This is a genomic window from Pseudomonas sp. MNR3A, assembly GCF_009650575.1.
Taxonomy (GTDB): domain Bacteria; phylum Pseudomonadota; class Gammaproteobacteria; order Pseudomonadales; family Pseudomonadaceae; genus Aquipseudomonas; species Aquipseudomonas machongensis.
Genome location: NZ_VZZS01000007.1, coordinates 37,381 through 53,191 on the forward strand (window position 1 = coordinate 37,381; position 15,811 = coordinate 53,191).

The 15,811-nt window shown below is 64.3% G+C and carries 15 protein-coding genes; 6 read left to right on the plus strand and 9 right to left on the minus strand.

What is annotated here, in order from left to right; genetic code table 11:
• Nucleotides 1-71 precede the first annotated feature (71 nt).
• The gene (locus tag F6X62_RS05160; RefSeq protein ID WP_011536381.1) at nucleotides 72-644 is read left to right on the plus strand and encodes a xanthine phosphoribosyltransferase; all 573 of its coding nucleotides are present in this window, start codon (nucleotides 72-74) and stop codon (nucleotides 642-644) included.
• 110 nt (nucleotides 645-754) lie between these two features.
• Here F6X62_RS05160 and F6X62_RS05165 read toward each other — a convergent pair whose 3' ends face one another.
• The 5 genes from F6X62_RS05165 to dadA all read right to left on the minus strand — a co-directional run bounded on the left by F6X62_RS05165 (nucleotide 755) and on the right by dadA (nucleotide 6,545).
• Nucleotides 755-2,617 (minus strand): acetyl-CoA hydrolase/transferase C-terminal domain-containing protein, encoded by a 1,863-nt coding sequence (locus tag F6X62_RS05165; RefSeq protein ID WP_153772887.1) that lies wholly within the window; start codon nucleotides 2,615-2,617, stop codon nucleotides 755-757.
• Between the two features lie 205 nt (nucleotides 2,618-2,822).
• Entirely contained in the window at nucleotides 2,823-3,245 is a 423-nt protein-coding gene (locus F6X62_RS05170; RefSeq protein WP_256673915.1) for a cytochrome c5 family protein, read from the minus strand.
• Nucleotides 3,246-3,380: 135 nt separating this feature from the next.
• A complete protein-coding gene (locus F6X62_RS05175; RefSeq protein ID WP_054894107.1) occupies nucleotides 3,381-3,929 on the minus strand; it encodes a cupin domain-containing protein in 549 nt (182 codons plus the stop codon).
• Nucleotides 3,930-4,038: 109 nt separating this feature from the next.
• Complete coding sequence (gene alr, locus F6X62_RS05180; RefSeq protein WP_054894108.1) at nucleotides 4,039-5,112, minus strand: alanine racemase; 1,074 nt, start codon at nucleotides 5,110-5,112, stop codon at nucleotides 4,039-4,041.
• Between the two features lie 131 nt (nucleotides 5,113-5,243).
• Nucleotides 5,244-6,545 carry a D-amino acid dehydrogenase gene (gene dadA / locus F6X62_RS05185; protein WP_065864728.1) on the minus strand — a complete coding sequence of 434 codons (1,302 nt, stop codon included), beginning with the start codon at nucleotides 6,543-6,545 and terminating at the stop codon, nucleotides 5,244-5,246.
• Between the two features lie 155 nt (nucleotides 6,546-6,700).
• On the opposite strand from dadA, the gene dadR reads away from it, so the two are divergent.
• Complete coding sequence (gene dadR, locus F6X62_RS05190) at nucleotides 6,701-7,189, plus strand: transcriptional regulator DadR (protein ID WP_003258963.1); 489 nt, start codon at nucleotides 6,701-6,703, stop codon at nucleotides 7,187-7,189.
• Between the two features lie 4 nt (nucleotides 7,190-7,193).
• Here dadR and F6X62_RS05195 read toward each other — a convergent pair whose 3' ends face one another.
• Complete coding sequence (locus F6X62_RS05195) at nucleotides 7,194-7,544, minus strand: YkgJ family cysteine cluster protein (protein ID WP_054894110.1); 351 nt, start codon at nucleotides 7,542-7,544, stop codon at nucleotides 7,194-7,196.
• 128 nt (nucleotides 7,545-7,672) lie between these two features.
• Between F6X62_RS05195 and F6X62_RS05200 the strand changes: the two genes are divergently transcribed.
• A complete protein-coding gene (locus tag F6X62_RS05200; RefSeq protein ID WP_153772888.1) occupies nucleotides 7,673-8,965 on the plus strand; it encodes an FAD-binding oxidoreductase in 1,293 nt (430 codons plus the stop codon).
• On the opposite strand, the gene F6X62_RS05205 is transcribed toward F6X62_RS05200, so the two are convergent.
• Nucleotides 8,966-9,196 (minus strand): DUF1127 domain-containing protein, encoded by a 231-nt coding sequence (locus F6X62_RS05205; protein WP_153772889.1) that lies wholly within the window; start codon nucleotides 9,194-9,196, stop codon nucleotides 8,966-8,968.
• 177 nt (nucleotides 9,197-9,373) lie between these two features.
• Here F6X62_RS05205 and F6X62_RS05210 point away from each other — a divergent pair, with 177 nt between their 5' ends.
• Both F6X62_RS05210 and F6X62_RS05215 read left to right on the plus strand, forming a co-directional pair.
• A complete protein-coding gene (locus F6X62_RS05210; protein ID WP_172964799.1) occupies nucleotides 9,374-10,804 on the plus strand; it encodes a PLP-dependent aminotransferase family protein in 1,431 nt (476 codons plus the stop codon).
• A gap of 60 nt (nucleotides 10,805-10,864) precedes the next feature.
• On the plus strand, nucleotides 10,865-12,424 hold the full coding sequence (locus tag F6X62_RS05215; protein ID WP_153772890.1) for a phospholipase D family protein: 1,560 nt from the start codon (nucleotides 10,865-10,867) through the stop codon (nucleotides 12,422-12,424).
• A 32-nt stretch (nucleotides 12,425-12,456) separates the two neighbouring features.
• Here the strand turns inward: F6X62_RS05215 and F6X62_RS05220 are convergent, their stop codons facing one another.
• Both F6X62_RS05220 and F6X62_RS05225 read right to left on the minus strand, forming a co-directional pair.
• The gene (locus tag F6X62_RS05220; protein WP_065864722.1) at nucleotides 12,457-13,596 is read right to left on the minus strand and encodes an MFS transporter; all 1,140 of its coding nucleotides are present in this window, start codon (nucleotides 13,594-13,596) and stop codon (nucleotides 12,457-12,459) included.
• A gap of 127 nt (nucleotides 13,597-13,723) precedes the next feature.
• The gene (locus F6X62_RS05225; RefSeq protein ID WP_054894116.1) at nucleotides 13,724-15,217 is read right to left on the minus strand and encodes an aldehyde dehydrogenase; all 1,494 of its coding nucleotides are present in this window, start codon (nucleotides 15,215-15,217) and stop codon (nucleotides 13,724-13,726) included.
• A gap of 197 nt (nucleotides 15,218-15,414) precedes the next feature.
• On the opposite strand from F6X62_RS05225, the gene F6X62_RS05230 reads away from it, so the two are divergent.
• On the plus strand, nucleotides 15,415-15,774 hold the full coding sequence (locus F6X62_RS05230; RefSeq protein ID WP_054894117.1) for a cupin domain-containing protein: 360 nt from the start codon (nucleotides 15,415-15,417) through the stop codon (nucleotides 15,772-15,774).
• Nucleotides 15,775-15,811 lie beyond the last annotated feature (37 nt).

Consider the following 15,811-nt stretch of genomic DNA (forward strand, 5'->3'; position numbering starts at 1 on the left):
AACCATTACTCTTTAAACCTTTGCCGCGACCTTCTGGATGCGGCCACCTTTGCTACATCGAGGAATACACAGTGGAAGCACTGCAGCAGAAGATTCGCGAAGAAGGCATCGTGCTTTCCGATCAGGTTCTCAAAGTCGACGCGTTTCTCAACCACCAGATCGACCCTGCGCTGATGCAACTGATCGGTGACGAGTTCGCCCGCCTGTTCGCAGACTCGGGCGTGACCAAGATCGTCACCATCGAGGCGTCGGGCATCGCCCCGGCGGTGATGACCGGCCTGAAGCTGGGCGTGCCGGTGATCTTCGCCCGCAAGCATCAGTCGCTGACTCTGACCGAGAACCTGCTGACCGCTTCGGTGTATTCCTTCACCAAGCAGACCGAGAACACCGTGGCCATCTCGCCGCGTCACCTCAACAGCAGTGATCGCGTGCTGGTGATCGATGACTTCCTGGCCAACGGCAAGGCTTCACAGGCGCTGATTTCGATCATCAAGCAGGCCGGCGCCACCGTGGCGGGCCTGGGGATCGTCATCGAGAAATCGTTCCAGGGCGGTCGCGCCGAGCTGGACAGCCAAGGCTATCGCGTCGAATCGCTGGCTCGGGTGAAGTCGCTGGAAGGTGGGGTCGTGACCTTCATCGAATAAGGCCGCTACGCGAGCTCTGTGGGAGCGGGTTTACCCGCGAATGCGATTTGGGATGCGCCATCGCATTCGCGGGTAAACCCGCTCCCACAGGGGACAGCATGTCCGAGCGTTTATTTTGCAGCCTGCAACCCCGCCAGCAGCAACCGCTGGTACAGCTCCTCCTTCAGCCCCTGCGGTTCACTCAGCCCCATCCGCACCAGGTGCGCCGGATAGGCTTCAGGCTCTGGCGCATCCAGCGCAGCCTTGCCCAGCTCCAGCACCTCGCTCAGCTTGAACTTGCTCTTGAGCCAGTTCAGCGCCCGCAACAGGTCCTGCTCCTCAGGCGTGAAGTCGCTGCCCAGCGGATACTCGGGGAACAACCCCACATGCCGCGCCTTGACCGCTTCCAGGCGCTCGGGTGTGTTGTCGGCGAAGCGTGCAGGCAGTTCGAAGTCCCGCGCCAGCTTTCCGGCCTTCTTCGCCTGCTCCATCAACGGTCTCTGGAACCGTGAGTCGCTGATTGCCAGCAACCGCGCGATCACCTCGCTGTCGGTCTGCCCACGCAGGTCGGCGATGCCGTATTCGGTGATCACGATGTCGCGCAGGTGCCGGGGGATGGTGCAATGGCCGTACTGCCAGAACACATTCGACGTCACCTCGCCACCCGCCTCGCGCCAGCTTCGCAGCAGCAGGATCGAGCGACCGCCCTCCAGTGCATGGCCCTGGGCGACGAAGTTGTATTGCCCGCCCACACCACTGAGCACCCGGCCATCTTCCAACTGATCGGCCACCCCGGCACCGAGCAGGGTCATGCCAAACACCGTGTTGACGAAGCGCGCATCGCGGCGCTGGCGACGCTTGAGTGCTTCGTCGCCGTACAGTTCGTTGATGAAGCTGATGGCGGTCATGGCGAAGCGTTTGCGCTGCTCAAGAGGCATCTGCCGCAAGCGCTGGTAGAAATCTGCGGTGCCGAGAAAGAACCCGCCATGCACCAGCACGCCTTGCTCGTCGGCCGGGCGTCGCATCACGCCTGCTTCGGCCAGCGCCAGCAGGCCGTTGACGAACATCTCGCTGCAGCCGTAGAGCCCTTGGGCAAAGGCATCCATACCACCCTCACGCTCGATCAGCGTTTTCCAGGGGTTCAGGTCCAGGTCTTCGAGCAACGCGCGGTAAGCGTCGTTGTCGTCCTGGCGCGAGAGCAGCGCTGCGGTCACGGCATCGCCCATGGCGCCGATGCCGATCTGCAGGGTGCCGCCATCACGTACCAGGGTGCTGGCGTACAGGCCGATGCAGTGGTCCTGGAGGGTGACCGGCATGTTCGGGGTGCAGAACAGTCGACGCTGCTCGGGGGTATCGATCAGCAGGTCGAAATCCTGTGCAGGCAGTTCGGCGTCGCCCGGCATGTAGGGCAGTTCGGCATGCACCTGGCCGAGCATGAGGATGGTTTCACCGGCGGCACGGCGCTTGGCGATCATCGGCAGCAGATCGAGGGTAATGTCGGGATTGCAGGCCAGGCTCAGGTGATCCGGACGCTCGGGCGTAGCGGCAACGATCTGGGCGATGAGGTTCAAGCCCTTGGCGTTGATATCGCGCGCAGCGTGGCTGTAGTTGCTACTGACGTAGTCCTGCTGGGCGGTCTCGCTGTGCAGCAGCGAACCGGGCTGCATGAAGAACTGTTCGACACGGATGTTGGCCGGCAGCTTGTCGCTGCGCAGGTCGGCGAGGTAGTCGAGCTCTTCGTAGTCGGCGAAGACGCGCTCGACGAAGGGTTCGAGGAAGCGCCGCTGCAGGCCGTCACCTAGCGGCGGTCGGCCCAGGCTGAGGGCGGTGTAGATTGTCAGGCGCCGCTCGGGCAGGCTGCGGATGCGGGCATAGAGTGCGTTGACGAAGGCATTGGGTTTGCCCAGGCCAAGGGGCAGGCCCATGTGGATATGCGCCGGGAGGCGGGCCAGGACCTGGTCGACGGCCTGGTCGATCGAGCAGCGATGGGGCATCGGGGGCTCCTGTGGCTTTGTGGGGGGCTTACAGGTTGTGACCATTCCCCTGACTGGTTTGCTGACCGGGCCGGCCCTTTCGCGGGCAAGCCCGCTCCTACAGGTTGTGACCATTACCCTAGCTGATTTGCTGACCAGGCCTGCACATCCCGCACAAATGCAAAAGCCCGCCATCCGTGGCGGGCTTTACCCAAATCGGTCCGGCCTACAGCCCCGACATCTTCTTGATCGCACCCTTGAGCTCGTCATCCGAACAGTCGGCGCAGGTGCCCTTGGGCGGCATGGCGTTGATGCCGGTGATGGCCTTGGCCAGAATCCCGTCGAGGCCGCCCTGGTGATCGGCGCGCTCTTTCCAGGCGGCCGTGTCGCCGATCTTCGGCGCGTTCAGCAGGCCCGTGCCATGGCAGGCATTGCAGTGCTTGGCGATGATTTCGTCGGGTGTCTTGGCGCCACCGCCACCGGCCGAAACGGCCACTTCCATGCCCTTGCACTCCTGGCCCTGGACGCACACCTGCCCCACCGGCTCCAGGCGCTTGGCGATGTCGTCGTTGGTCGCAGCGCTTGCATTGAGTGCCCAGAGGGCGAATACGGCTGCTGGTACGGCCAGCATTTTCTTGATTTGGTTCACGCGTACACCCTCATGGTGGCTAATCACGCCCGCCGCCACGGTTGGCGAGCGTTGAAAAGTATAGCGGCTACCCGGAAGGCGTGAAACGACCCCACACAGGAAAGGGGTATTGGCGAAACAATACGCTGCGCTGGATCAAAAGTTCGAAGGCGTGGCAGCACTGATCAGGCGGGCAGGTTCGTCGAAAGGGTTGCGGAAACGGTGCGGACGGGTGCTCTCGAAGTAGTAGCTGTCGCCCGCTTCGAGGATGAAGGTTTCGGCGCCGACCACCAGTTCAAGACGGCCTTCGAGGAGGATTCCGGTCTCTTCGCCATCGTGTGTGAGCATCTCTTCACCCGTGTCGGCCCCCGGCGGATAGACCTCGTTGAGAAAGGCGATGGCACGGTTGGGGTGCGATTTGCCGACCAGCTTCATGGTCACCGCGCCGTCGGAAATGTCGATCAGCTCGTGGGCCTTGTAGACGATCTGGGTGGGGCTTTCCGGCGCAAGCTCGACGGAAAAGAACTCGACCATCGACATGGGAATGCCGCTCAGCACCTTGCGCAGGGAGCTGATCGACGGGCTCACGCTGTTCTTCTCGATCATCGAGATGGTGCTGTTGGTTACGCCCGCCCGTTTGGCGAGTTCGCGCTGGGACAGGCCCTTGAGCTTGCGGATGGCTTGCAGTCGTTCGCCGACGTCCAAAGCTTGCGCCTCCAGAAACGGTCGAGATGGGGTCAAATGTGAACGATATCATGGCAATGCCGTTCAGTATTTACAACACGCAAGACCCCAGCCTGTCCGCTTCAGCGCCTCATTCGCCGTAATAATCCAATGGCACGCGCCGCAGGTTGCAGAAGATCTGGTAGGGAATGGTGCCCGCCTGTTGCGCCACGTCACTGGCCAGGACCTGCTTGCCCCACAGTTCGACCGGGCTGCCGATACCCGCCTCTGGCACTTCGGTGAGGTCGACGCAGAGCATGTCCATCGAGACCCGACCAATCAGTTGAGTACGCTTGCCGGCGACCACCACCGGGGTGCCGGTGGGCGCGTGGCGTGGGTAGCCATCGGCGTAACCCATCGCGACCACGCCAACCCGGGTCGGGCGCGGGCTGGTGAACTTGGCACCGTATCCGACCGGCTCACCGGTTGGCAGTTCGCGCACGCTGATGATGCGCGATTGCAGGGTCATTACCGGTTGCAGGCGCGCAGCTGCGGCCTGCTCGACCTCGAACGGCGTGGCCCCGTACAGCATGATGCCCGGACGCACCCAATCACTCGGCACCTGCGGCCAGCCCAGCACACCGGGGGAGTTGCGCAGGCTGCACTCGGCGGCCAGCCCCTGGCGGGCGGCCTGGAACACGGCAACCTGCTGCTCGGTGGTCGAGGCATCGAGCTCGTCGGCACGGGCGAAGTGGGTCATCAGCACGATGCGCGCGACCTTGCCGCTGGCCAGCAGGCGCTGGTAGGCCTCGTGGTAGTCCTTGGGGTGCAGGCCGACGCGGTGCATGCCGCTGTCGAGCTTGAGCCAGATGTTCAGCGGCTTGCGCACGGCGGTCTGCTCGATCGCTTCGAGCTGCCACAGCGAGTGCACCACGCACCACAGGTCGTGCTCGGCGATCAGCGCCAGCTCGCTGGCCTCGAAGAAGCCTTCGAGCAGCAGCACCGGAGCCTTGATCCCTGCGGCACGCAGCTCCAGGGCCTCTTCGATGCAGGCAACGGCGAAACCGTCAGCCTCGGTCTCCAGCGCCAGGGCGCAACGTACCGCACCGTGGCCGTAGGCATCGGCCTTGACCACGGCAAGGGCCTTGGCGCCGGACAATTCACGGGCCAGGCGGTAGTTGTGACGGAGGGCTTGGAGGTCGATCAGGGCACGGGCGGGGCGCATGGAGGGCAGCCTTCTGGTGGATCTGTTTATGACGGAGGAACGGTGCTGGCCTTTTCGCGGGCAAGCCCGCTCCCACAAGTCCTCATCCTGCCATGGGAGCGGGCTTTCCCACGAAGAGGCCAGCGCTGCAATTACTGGTGAGCCGATACCGGGCTACCGTGGCCAGCACTCTCGCGGCTGTTGCCGTAGCGCGAGATATCCAGCCCTTCGGCACTGATCTGCGGTTTCTTGCGCGCGATCAGGTCGGCCAGCAGGCGACCGGAACCGCAAGCCATGGTCCAGCCAAGGGTGCCGTGACCTGTATTGAGGAACAGGTTGCGGAACGCGGTGCCACCGACAATCGGGGTGCCATCTGGAGTGGCCGGGCGCAGGCCGGTCCAGAAACTGGCCTGGCTCAGGTCGCCGCCGCGAGGATAAAGGTCGTTGACGATCATCTCCAGCGTTTCGCGTCGACGCGGGTTCAGCGACAGGTCAAAACCGGCGATTTCAGCCATGCCACCGACACGGATACGGTTGTCGAAACGGGTGATGGCGACTTTGTAGGTTTCATCGAGAATGGTCGAGGTCGGCGCCATGTCGGCATCGGTGATCGGCACGGTCAGCGAGTAGCCCTTGAGCGGATACACCGGTGCCTTGATCCCCAGCGGCTTGAGCAGTTGCGGCGAATAGCTGCCCAGGGCCAGCACATAGCGATCGGCGGTCTCCAGCTTGCCGTCGATCCACACGCCATTGATACGGTCACCGGCATGGTCCAGGCGCTGGATGTTCTGGCCGAAGCGGAACTCGACGCCCAGCTTGATGGCCATGTCGGCCAGCTTGGTGGTGAACAGCTGGCAGTCGCCGGTCTGGTCGTTGGGCAGGCGCAGGGCGCCAGCAAGGATGTCCTTCACGCCCGCCAGCGCAGGCTCCACGCGGGCGATGCCGTCGCGGTCGAGCAATTCGTAAGGCACGCCAGACTGCTCGAGCACGGCAATATCCTTGGCTGCGGCATCGACCTGGGCCTGGGTGCGGAACAGTTGGGTGGTGCCCAGGGTGCGGCTCTCGTAGGCGATGCCGGTTTCGGCGCGCAGCTCGTCGAGGCAGTCGCGGCTGTACTCGGACAGGCGCACCATGCGCTCCTTGTTCACCGCATAGCGATTGGCTGTGCAGTTGCGCAGCATCTGCGCCATCCACAGGTACTGGTCGACGTCACCGGTCAGCTTGATGGCAAGCGGTGCATGGCGCTCGAGCAGCCACTTGATGGCTTTGAGCGGCACGCCTGGCGCGGCCCAGGGCGAGGCATAGCCGGGCGAGATCTGGCCAGCGTTGGCGAAGCTGGTTTCCATGGCCACCGCCGGCTGGCGATCGACCACCGTCACTTCGAAACCTTGCCGGGCCAGGTAGTAGGCACTGGCGGTTCCGATCACACCGCTACCAAGTACCAGAACTCGCATCGTTTATCCCTCGCACGCGGTACACCGCAGTCTTTTGTTGAAATGGCATGGATGCGCGCAGTATAAGAATCTCGGCCCAGTGCTTTTCACTATATAAAAACCTATATTTGGCGAGAATTCTCGGCAAAAACGCCTTTCACGGAGGGGCATCCCCTATGAGAACCCAACACCAAAGCAAACGTGAACTGGACAAGATCGACCGCAACATCCTGCGCATCCTGCAGAATGACGGGCGTATCTCCTTCACCGAGCTGGGCGAGAAAGTCGGGTTGTCCACCACCCCCTGCACCGAACGTGTCCGCCGCCTGGAACGTGAGGGCATCATCATGGGCTACAACGCCCGCCTCAATCCGCAACACCTCAAGGGCAGCCTGCTGGTGTTCGTCGAAATCAGCCTGGACTACAAGTCCGGCGACACCTTCGAAGAGTTCCGCCGCGCCGTCCTCAAGCTGCCGCATGTGCTGGAGTGCCACCTGGTGTCGGGAGACTTCGACTACCTGGTGAAGGCGCGTATTTCCGAGATGGCCTCGTACCGCAAGCTGTTGGGCGACATCCTGCTCAAGCTGCCGCATGTGCGCGAATCGAAAAGCTACATCGTGATGGAAGAGGTCAAGGAGAGCCTCTGCCTGCCAATTCCGGACTGAACCGTCAGACCAGCACCTGGCGGGTGCTGGCGATATAACCATGGATCAGCCGCTCGGCCTCAGGTTCGATCGGCTGCTGCGGACCACGACCACGGGGGCAGGCCATGCGCGGCGTGGTGCCGAACAGGCGGCAGATCAGCGGGCGCTCTTCATAGACGGTGCAGCCTTGCGGGCCGAGGTGCACACAGTCCAGGCGCTCCAGCGCAGCATCCTGTTCGGCCTGGGTCTTGCGTGGCAGGCGAGCCATCTCTTCACTGGATGTGGTAACCGGGCCACAGCAGTCGTGGCAGCCGGGCTCGCATTCGAAGGACGGGATGAGTTCGCGCAGGAACTGGATCTTGTGGTTGCAGGGCATGGGCGGTGTGTCGTCGAGGTTTGTGAGGATTATAGGGCCATTCGCCGAGCAAGCCCTCGCCCGGTTGCCCAACCGCGAAACCCCAGCTTATCCTCGCCCCCTTCGCACCGACTCCAGGGCCTTCCCAGATGATCCACAGCGCGCAGCACGCCGCCTCCTACTATGCCGCCAGCAGCGCGCCGCAACCGGACTACCCAAGCCTGGAAGGCGAGCACAGTGCCGATGTGTGCATCGTCGGCGGCGGTTACTCGGGCCTCAATACCGCCATCGAGCTGGCCGAGCGCGGCTTCTCGGTGATCCTGCTCGAAGCCCGCAAGATCGGCTGGGGCGCCAGCGGTCGCAATGGTGGGCAGTTGATCCGTGGCGTTGGCCACGATGTCGAGCAGTTCCTGCCGGTGCTCGGCAAGGATGGCGTACGCAGCCTCAAGCTGATGGGCCTGGAAGCCGTGGAGATCGCGCGTCAACGTATCGAGCGCCACGCCATCGCCTGCGACCTGACCTGGGGTTACTGCGACCTGGCGTACAAGCCCGCCGAGCTGGACGGCTTCGCTGAAAATGCCGAAGAGCTGCGCAGCCTGGGCTACCGCCACGAGGTCCGCGTGGTGCCCGCTTCCGAGATCCGCAGCGTGGTCGGATCCGACAGCTTCGTCGGCGGCCTGGTCGACATGGGCTCGGGCCACCTGCATCCACTCAACTTGGCTCTGGGCGAAGCGGCCGCCGCCGAACGCCTGGGCGTGGAGCTGCACGAGGATTCGGCAGTAACCCGCATCGACTACGGCCCGCAAGTCCAGGTGCACACGGCACGGGGCCGGGTGCGCGCCAGTACGCTGGTGCTGTGCACCAACGCCTACCACAACGACCTCAACCGCGAACTGGGCGGCAAGGTGCTGCCCGCCGGCAGCTACATCATCGCCACCGAACCCCTGGGCGAAGCACGTGCCCGCCAGTTGCTGCCACAGAACATGGCCGTATGCGACCAGCGCGTGGCGCTGGATTACTTCCGCCTGTCCGCCGACCACCGCCTGCTGTTCGGCGGCGCCTGCCACTACTCCGGACGCGACCCGAAGGACATCGGCGCCTACATGGGCCCGAAGATGCTCAAGGTGTTCCCGCAGCTGGCCGGTGTGCGCATCGACTACCAGTGGGGCGGCATGATCGGTATCGGCGCCAATCGCCTGCCGCAGGTCGGGCGCCTGGCCAGCCATGCCAACGTCTATTACGCCCAGGCCTACTCCGGCCACGGCCTGAACGCCACGCACCTGGCCGGGCGTCTGCTGGGCGAGGCCATCAGCGGCCAGCAGGCGGGGCGCTTCGACCTGTTCGCCAAGGTACCGCACGCGACCTTCCCTGGCGGCAAGCACCTGCGCTCGCCGCTGCTGGCGCTGGGGATGCTCTGGTACCGGCTCAAGGAGCTGCTCTGATCACGCTCGCCAGAATGGCTTGCACCCTTCCTCCCGGGCCTGCTGGCGGCTGATGCCGATATCCAGCAACTGGTGATCGCTCAACTCGCGCAGCACCTTGCGCGAGCGCCAGCGATGCACCATCAGCCCCAGGCGACCCAAGCCCACAGGGGCACTGGAAACCTTGGGCCACTGCCCTGCGCGCAGTTCTTCCGCCAACAGTTGCAGCCGTACATCGCTCAAGCCGTTCATTGCCATGTCTCCTGATTGCCTCGAAAGCTGGAGAAAGCATGCGCTCGGCAGACATGCACGATACAGATTCAACACAGGGTTATTATTTCCATACAGAATTGGCACAGCGGCCGCTGAATGCAGTATTTTTGGCCAATCTGTATCGCTCACCTTGCCCCGCGTGTGCAGGAGTATGCCGTGACCCTCTACATGAACCTCGCCGAATTGCTCGGTGCCCGGATCGAACAAGGCCTGTATCGTCCCGGCGAACGGCTGCCGTCGGTGCGCTCATTGAGCCTGGAACACGGCGTCAGCCTGAGCACCGTACAGCAGGCCTATCGCCAGCTGGAGGACAACGGCCTGGTGGCTCCGCGCCCCAAGTCCGGCTACTTCGTCACGGAAAATCGCAGCCTGCCGGCCCTGCCCGCCATCAGCCGCCCCGCCCAACGCCCTGTGGATATTTCCCAGTGGGAACAGGTGCTCGAGTTGGTACGTGCCAGCCCACACCCCGACGTGATCCAGCTCGGTCGCGGCATGCCCGACATCGAGAGCCCGACGCTCAAGCCCCTGCTGCGCAGCCTTGCCCAGCTCAGCCGGCGCCTGGACATGCCAGGGCTGTACTACGACAACATCCACGGCAACGAAGCCCTGCGTGAACAGATCGCCCGCCTGACGCTCGACTCAGGTTGCAACCTCGGGCCAGGCGACCTGGTGGTGACCACCGGTTGTCACGAAGCGCTGTCGACCAGCATCCGCGCAGTGTGCGAGCCGGGCGACATCGTCGCGGTGGATTCGCCCAGCTTCCACGGCGCCATGCAGACGCTCAAGGGCCTGGGCATGAAGGCGCTGGAGATCCCCACAGACCCGACCACCGGCATCAGCCTGGAGGCGCTGGAACTGGCGCTGGAGCAATGGCCGATCAAGCTCATCCAGATCACCCCCAGTTGCAACAACCCGCTGGGCTACATCATGCCCGAGGCGCGCAAGAAGGCCCTGCTGACCCTGGCCCAGCGCTACGACGTGGCGATTCTCGAAGACGATGTGTACGGCGACCTGGCCTACACCTACCCACGCCCACGCACCATCAAATCGTTCGACGAGGATGGCCGCGTACTGCTCTGCAGCTCGTTCTCCAAGACCCTGGCCCCAGGCCTGCGGGTCGGCTGGGTGGCGCCCGGGCGCTACCTGGAGCGGGTGCTGCACATGAAGTACATCAGCACCGGCAGCACGGCCTGCCAGCCCCAGTTGGCGATCGCCGACTTCATCGCCGAAGGCCACTATCAGCCGCACCTGCGCCGAGTCCGGGCGCAGTACCAACGCGCCCGCGACCAGATGAGCGACTGGGTGACCCGCTACTTCCCGCCCGGCACCCGCGCCAGCCGGCCCCAGGGTGGCTTCATGCTGTGGGTGGAACTGCCCGAGAGCTTCGACACCCTGCGGCTGAACCGTGCGCTACTGGAACAGGGCGTACAGATCGCCGTCGGCAGCATTTTTTCGGCGTCGGGCAAGTACCGGCACTGTCTGCGCATGAATTTCGCCACCCGCGCCACCCCGGAAATCGAGGCGGCGGTACGCAAGGTAGGTGAAACTGCCTATCGCCTACTGGCGCAGGACAGTGACGCCGGGTAACTTTGCAGCGCTTTGCACGGTCCAACCTTCCAGTGACCTGTCGTACAGGACGATTCGCCTTTGAGACTCCAGCGGGCTCTGCCCCTCCTGCTGGCGCTGCTGCTCGGCCTGAGCGGCTGCGCCAGCGTCGATGCACCTCGCGACGTGAGCCAGGCGCTGCCGGCCAACGACTCGGCGTTCGGCCGCTCAGTCCAGCGTCAGGCCGCGCCCTATGAGGGGCGCTCCGGCTTTCGCCTGCTACCGAACAGCAACGAAGCCTTCCGCGCCCGCGCCGAGCTCATCCGCAACGCCCAGACCAGCATCGACCTGCAGTACTACATCGTCCACGATGGCCTGAGCACCCGCGCCCTGGTGCACGAGCTGCTGCGCGCCGCCGACCGCGGCGTGCGGGTGCGCATCCTGCTCGACGACACCACCAGCGATGGCCTGGACAGCCTGATCGGCACCCTCGCCGCCCACCCTCATATCCAGATCCGCGTGTTCAACCCGCTGCACCTGGGCCGCAGCACCGGCCTGACGCGTGCCATGGGGCGGCTGTTCAACCTGTCGCTGCAGCACCGGCGCATGCACAACAAGCTGTTCCTGGTCGACAACAGTATGGCCATCGTCGGCGGCCGCAACCTGGGTGACGAGTACTTCGACGCCGAGCCCAACCTGAACTTCACCGACATCGACCTGCTGGGTGTAGGGCCTGTGGCCGAGCAACTCGGGCACAGCTTCGACCAGTACTGGAACAGCGCCCTGAGTCGGCCGATCGGCGACTTCCTGTGGAGCACGCCGGACGCCAGCGACCTGCGCGCCAGCCGCCAGCGCCTGGAAACCTGGCTGGCGCAGGCCAGGGTGCAGCGCAAGGCGCTGTACGACCGACTTATGGCCTATCAGACCGCGCCACGCCTGGACATCTGGCGCAACGAGCTGATCTGGGCACACAGCCAGGCGCTGTGGGATGCGCCGAGCAAGGTGCTGGCCCGCGGCGAGCCCGACCCACAGTTGCTGATGACCCAGCAACTGGCGCCGGACCTGAAGAACGTACACCGCGAGCTGATCCTGGTCTCGGCCTACTTCGTGCCGGGCGAGCCAGGCCTGCTGTACCTCACCAGCCGCGCCGACGCCGGCACCTCGGTCAAGCTGCTGACCAACTCGCTCGAAGCCACCGATGTGCCGGCCGTGCACGGCGGCTATGCGCCCTATCGCCGTGCCCTGCTCGAACATGGCGTGGAGCTGTTCGAGCTGCGTCGCCAGCCCGGAGACCCGAGCGCCGCGCGCGGCGTCCTCAGCTTCAAGGGCCAGTCCGACTCGAGCCTGCACAGCAAGGCAATGGTCTTCGACCGGCGCAAGACCTTCATTGGCTCCTTCAACTTCGATCCCCGCTCGGTGCTGTGGAACACCGAGGTCGGGGTGATGGTCGACAGCCCCGAGTTGGCCGAGTACACCCGCGCGCTGGCCGAACAGGGCATGGCGCCGGCCTTGAGCTATCAGCCGAAGCTGGTGGACGGGAAGATGGTCTGGGTGACCGAGGACAATGGCCAGTTGCATACCCTGACCGCTGAGCCGGGCGGGATATGGCGCCGGTTCAATGCCTGGGTAGCCAAGGCGGTGGGATTGGAGAAGATGCTCTAGCAGCCGGGCCGCACTAGTGCGGCCCGGCTATTTCAGGCGGAGGCGGGCTCGAACGCACCGGGACGCCGGGTCAGCAGCACCAGCCCCGCAGCCCCTGCAGCCATCAGGAACAGCAAGGCATGCCCACTGACCCACTGGCTCCCTGCCCCGGCCAGCAAAGGCCCGAGCAAACAACCGATACCCCACAATTGCGCCACATGGGCGTTGGCACGCACCAATGCGTCATCGCGATAACGCTCGCCGATCAGGATCAGCGACAGGGTGAACAAGCCCCCCGCGCTCGCACCGAACAGTACCCACAGCGGCCACACCGCCGGGGTGTGCAGCAGCAGCGGAATCGCCAGGCTCGAACCCAGCAGACTCACCGCACAGCCACTGAACAAGGCTTGCCGGGACATGCGATCGGCAAGGGCGCCAATCGGCAGCTGCAGCACGGCATCGCCGACCACCACGGTGCTGACCATGAACAACGCCACTTCGGCGGTGAAGCCTTGCTGCAACACATACACCGGCAGGAGCGTCAGGATCATCGCCTCGAATGCCGCGAACAACGCAATGGCCCAGGCAATTACCGGCAAGCGTCGGCAGAAGGCAAACAAGTCGCTGAAGGTCACGCTGCACGCCTCGGTCGACGGCGCACCACCGCGGCCAAGCAGGAGCAAGGGTGCGAGCAACAGCAGGCCGCTGGCGGCCCAGAAACCGAAATCATCTTCCGAGCCGAGAAAGCCCAGCACCAGCGGCCCGGCCAGCTGGCTCAGGGCATAGCTGCTGCCATACAGCGCCACCAGCCGCCCGCGCCACTGCTCGACCACCAACTGGTTGATCCAGCTTTCGCCGAGGATGAACACCACTGTCAGTGACATGCCGATCAGCAGGCGTAGCGCCAGCCACAGCGGATAGCTGGGCAACACTGCCACCAGCACGATCGACAACGCACCGCCCCACAGGCACAGGCGCATCGCCGATGGCACGCCGACCCAACCCGCCAGGCGACTGGCCAGGCTCGCGCCGAGCAGTACGCCGATTGCCGGCATCGCCGCCATCACACCAATGGCGAACCCGCCGTAGCCCCAGCCTTCCAGGCGCAGGGATACCAGCGGCATGCTCACGCCGAGCGCAAGCCCGACACTGAGCACCGACGCCAGTACGGCAAAGTAGGTTCCCCAGCGCATTGCAGACTCCCAGGTAAATTTGTTCAGGCCCATTCGCGGGCAAGCCCGCTCCCACATGTACGCCGCCGCTCTCAAGGACAGCGCCGGGCCTGTGGGAGCGGGCTTGCCCGCGAAGAAGACTACCGGATCACAACTTGATCCAGGTCGCCTTCAGCTCGGTGTACTTCTCCAGTGCATGCAGCGACTTGTCACGGCCGTTGCCCGACTGCTTGAAGCCGCCGAACGGTGCGGTCATGTCGCCGCCGTCGTACTGGTTGACCCACACGCTGCCGGCACGCACGGCACGGGCAGTCTTGTGCGCCTTGGAGATATCGGCGGTCCAGATGCCGGCCGCCAGGCCATACGGGGTATCGTTGGCGATGGCGATGGCCTCTTCGGCGGTGTCGAAGGCGATCACCGACAGCACCGGGCCGAAGATTTCTTCCTGGGCGATCTTCATGGCGTTGGTCACACCGTCGAAGATGGTCGGCTCGACGTAGGTGCCGCCGGTCTCTTCGAGGATGCGCTTGCCACCGGCCAGCAGCTTGGCGCCGTCCTGATGACCGGCGTCGATGTACGACAGCACGGTGTTCATCTGCTGGGTATCGACCAGCGCACCGACCGTGGTGGCCGGATCCAATGGGTTGCCGGGCTTCCAGGCCTTGAGGGCCTCGACCACCAGCGGCAGGAACTTGTCCTTGATCGAGCGCTCGACCAGCAGGCGCGAGCCAGCGGTGCAGACCTCGCCCTGGTTGAAGGCGATGGCGCTGGCAGCGGCTTCGGCGGCGGCCTGCAGGTCAGGGGCGTCGGCGAAGACGATGTTCGGGCTCTTGCCACCGGCTTCCAGCCAGATGCGCTTCATGTTCGATTCGCCCGCGTACACCATCAGTTGCTTGGCGATCTTGGTAGAACCGGTGAACACCAGGGTATCGACATCCATGTGCAGGGCCAGGGCCTTGCCGACGGTGTGGCCATAGCCAGGCAGCACGTTCAGCACGCCTGCCGGGATGCCGGCCTCGATGGCCAGTTGGGCGATGCGGATGGCGGTCAGCGGGGACTTCTCGGACGGCTTGAGCACCACCGAGTTGCCGGTGGCCAGCGCCGGGCCGAGTTTCCAGCAGGCCATCAACAGCGGGAAGTTCCATGGGACGATGGCACCCACGACGCCTACCGGCTCACGGGTCACCAGGCCCAGTTGGTCGTGCGGGGTCGGTGCGACCTCGTCGTAGACCTTGTCGATGGCTTCGGCAGTCCAGTGAATGGCCTGGGCAGCGCCCGGGATATCGATGGTGGAGGAGTCGCCGATCGGCTTGCCCATGTCCAGGGTTTCCAGCAGCGCCAGTTCCTCGACATGCTTGCGCAGCAGGTCGGCGAAGCGGATCAGCTTGGCCTTGCGCTTGGCAGGAGCCAGTTGCGACCAGACGCCAGAGTCGAAGGTGGCGCGAGCGTTTTCCACGGCGCGGTTGGCGTCGGCCAGGTCACAACTGGCAACCTTGGCCAGGAAACGTCCGTCGACTGGGCTCAGGCACTCGAAGGTTTCGCCGGAGGCGGCGTCGGTGTATTCGCCGTTGATGAAGGCGCGGCCTTCGATCTTCAGTTGCTGGGCACGCTGTTCCCAATCCGCACGAGTCAGGGTGGTCATACGAAACTCCTCCTCTTGTTAAGGTGCAGCCCCGTATTGAGGACTCACGGGCACTGTCAGAAATTCTGGCCGGGCGACAAGCGCACACGGGCATCCGACACCCTAAACCAGGCCGGTTAAACTATCAATATATTTGACACGAATGGCTTAAAAGCCTACTGATGTGCATTTTATTAAACAACAACAGGGTATCCAGCATGAGCATCGACAGCATCATCGACTTCGCCCAGGTCCTTACCGAAGCCGAGCGCTATCGCCCGGCGGCCGAGAAAATCCTCAAGGGCGAGCCGGATCAGGCGGTTTACAACCACTATTCGAGCCCTTGCGGCCAGTTCGCCGCGGGCGTCTGGGAGGGTGAGGTCGGCCAGTGGACGGTGAATTACACCGAGCACGAGTATTGCGAGATCGTCCAGGGCGTTTCGGTCCTGCGCGACCAGGACGGCGGCGCCAAGACCCTGCGGGCAGGCGACCGTTTCGTCATTCCGGCCGGCTTCAAGGGTACCTGGGAAGTGCTGGAGGCGTGCCGCAAGATCTATGTGATGTTCGAGCAGAAGTGATGGCGACAGATATGTAATGCCTGGCCTGGATGCACGT

Bases quoted from the DNA above. Each gene is read 5' to 3' on its own strand.
- F6X62_RS05165 (WP_153772887.1), bottom strand. From the start codon at position 2,617: ATGCCCCATCGCTGCTCGATCGACCAGGCCGTCGACCAGGTCCTGGCC.
- alr (WP_054894108.1), bottom strand. From the start codon at position 5,112: ATGCGCCCCGCCCGTGCCCTGATCGACCTCCAAGCCCTCCGTCACAAC.
- dadA (WP_065864728.1), bottom strand. From the start codon at position 6,545: ATGCGAGTTCTGGTACTTGGTAGCGGTGTGATCGGAACCGCCAGTGCC.
- dadR (WP_003258963.1), top strand. From the start codon at position 6,701: ATGAGAACCCAACACCAAAGCAAACGTGAACTGGACAAGATCGACCGC.
- F6X62_RS05195 (WP_054894110.1), bottom strand. From the start codon at position 7,544: ATGCCCTGCAACCACAAGATCCAGTTCCTGCGCGAACTCATCCCGTCC.
- F6X62_RS05200 (WP_153772888.1), top strand. From the start codon at position 7,673: ATGATCCACAGCGCGCAGCACGCCGCCTCCTACTATGCCGCCAGCAGC.
- F6X62_RS05205 (WP_153772889.1), bottom strand. From the start codon at position 9,196: ATGAACGGCTTGAGCGATGTACGGCTGCAACTGTTGGCGGAAGAACTG.
- F6X62_RS05220 (WP_065864722.1), bottom strand. From the start codon at position 13,596: ATGCGCTGGGGAACCTACTTTGCCGTACTGGCGTCGGTGCTCAGTGTC.
- F6X62_RS05225 (WP_054894116.1), bottom strand. From the start codon at position 15,217: ATGACCACCCTGACTCGTGCGGATTGGGAACAGCGTGCCCAGCAACTG.
- F6X62_RS05230 (WP_054894117.1), top strand. From the start codon at position 15,415: ATGAGCATCGACAGCATCATCGACTTCGCCCAGGTCCTTACCGAAGCC.